At 52.5% G+C, this 2,150-nt stretch carries 2 protein-coding genes; both read left to right on the top strand.

What is annotated here, in order from left to right:
- Nucleotides 1-549 precede the first annotated feature (549 nt).
- Nucleotides 550-1,020, top strand: coding sequence for a reverse transcriptase family protein (locus HW443_RS13640; protein ID WP_308751105.1), 471 nt, complete (start codon nucleotides 550-552; stop codon nucleotides 1,018-1,020).
- A complete protein-coding gene (locus tag HW443_RS10830; protein ID WP_308751104.1) occupies nucleotides 1,005-1,883 on the top strand; it encodes a reverse transcriptase domain-containing protein in 879 nt (292 codons plus the stop codon). Before HW443_RS13640 ends, HW443_RS10830 begins: the two co-directional genes overlap by 16 nt.
- Nucleotides 1,884-2,150 lie beyond the last annotated feature (267 nt).

The raw sequence follows: 2,150 nt of genomic DNA, 5'->3' as shown, positions 1-2,150 counted from the left end.
GAGATCTGATTTTGAGGTCAATGTGGGAAGTTTTATGCGAAATTAGCTCCTTTTTGGGGGCGAAGTGGGAGATGAGTTTTTGAAATTGGAGTTTTTAGACAGCCTCTTTAGAGGGGGTGCTGGAAACAGGGTTATGGCAAGCCGGACTGAGGCGATGTTCTCGAAAGGGGCATCATAGCCACCGGAAGCCTAAGGCCACTGCGCCAGCGCTCTACTCGACCGAAATTACCATCGTGGTAGAGGCTGACCTGCTTCATTTTCAGGGAAAGCAGCATTGCGCCAATCGATAAGGGCGAGAAGGGCGCAACTCTACCGGGGTCTGAGACCGGGGCATGGTATCAAAGGGATCGTCTGGGAACCCGGGAGACCCGGAGTGTTCTTCGAGGAGGAGTAGCTGCCTACAACCTGCAGAAGGGAGGAAGCAGCCATGACACTTCGGGAGTCGGACCAACCCATAGTAGAGGTGTAGCCAGGGTAATGCCTGGTGAGGGTATTAACCCACTCGAAGGAGTTGGCAGTTGCACGTAGAGCGACGGGGAAACATCTGCCATGCATAGAAATGGAAAGTGGGTGTCAACGAAACTGGAGCTCATAACGAGAAGGGCCCGTGAAGACCCAGGATGCAGGTTTACCTCCCTGGCCTACCTGCTGAATGAGAACTTTCTTGGGCAATGCTTTAAGGAGCTGAAGAAGAACAAGGCTCCTGGTATTGATGGGGTAACATGGGAGCAATACGCGGAGAAGCTGGAGGAAAATGTGGGGCGACTCGTAGAGCGGATGAAGGCCAAGAAGTATCGACCTCAACCCCTAAGGCGGGTCCATATCCCGAAGGACAATAAGTCCCAAAGGTCGCTGGGGATACCAGCCCTGGAGGATAAGATGGTCCAGATGGGGATAACCAAGATTCTTTCGGCCATCTTCGAGGGAGACTTCCTGGAAGTATCCTATGGCTTCAGGCCGAACCGGAGCCCCATGATGCGCTTGATGCACTGGATAAGGCCATCATGGCTGAACCGGTAAACTACATTGTGGATGCGGACATCAAAGCCTTCTTTGACAACGTGGATCACAAGTGGCTGATCAAATGCCTGAAGCAGAGAATCTCCGACCCCAGTTTCCTCAGGCTGATAGTGAGGTTTCTGAAAGCCGGAGTCATGGAGGAAGGTAAATATATGGAGACGGATAAAGGCACCCCCCAAGGAGGCGTGCTCAGTCCCATACTCTCCAACATTTACCTTCACTATGTACTTGACCTCTGGTTTAACAGGAAGCTAAAGAAACAGCTCAAGGGATATGCTAAGGAGATCCACTACGCCGATGATGCTATCATCTGCCTTCAGTACCAGGCAGATGCGCAAAGGGTAGTGGAGGAACTAAAGGGGAGGTTATCCAAATTTGGGCTGAGCCTGTCTGAAGAGAAGACCCGAATAATTGAGTTTGGAAGGTATGCGCAAGCCCAGGCAAGGGAGCGGGGAAAGAAGCCTGACACATTCGATTTTCTGGGTTTTACCCACTTCTGTGACAGGACGAGGAGAGGCAAGTTCAAGGTGGGTCGGAGGACTAGCCGCAGGAGGTTCCGGGCCAAGATGAAGGCCATGAATGGGTGGCTGAAATCAGTACGCAACTTCTTCAGGCTAAGGGACTGGTGGAAAATTCTGGTGGCCAAGCTGGTTGGGCATTACCGCTACTATGGAGTGAGTGGTAACTATGAGAGCATCAGGAGGTTCTATTTCCGGACCTTGAATCTGGTGTTCAAATGGATCAACCGACGTAGCCAGAGAAAGAGTTACACCAGGGCCGGCTTCCGGCAATATCTGGAGTGTTATCCTCTCCCCAAGCCCAAGATATACCGAAACCTATATACCCTGTCACCTTTGAAGTGAGTGCAGCTGAAGAGCCGGATGTGGGCAGCTACTCCTCCTCGAAGAACACTCCGGGTCTCCCGGGTTCCCAGACGATCCCTTTGATACCATGCCCCGGTCTCAGACCCCGGTAGAGTTGCGCCCTTCTCGCCCTTATCGATTGGCGCAATGCTGCTTTCCCTGAAAATGAAGCAGGTCAGCCTCTACCACGATGGTAATTTCGGTCGAGTAGAGCGCTGGCGCAGTGGCCTTAGGCTTCCGGTGGCTATGATGCCCCTTTCGAGAACA

The sequence above is a fragment of the Candidatus Hakubella thermalkaliphila genome, from assembly GCF_013281975.1.
Classification (GTDB): Bacteria; Actinomycetota; Humimicrobiia; order Hakubellales; family Hakubellaceae; genus Hakubella; species Hakubella thermalkaliphila.
The sequence above is the reverse complement of the archived record's forward strand: the minus strand, read 5'-3'. Positions and strand labels throughout refer to the sequence as shown.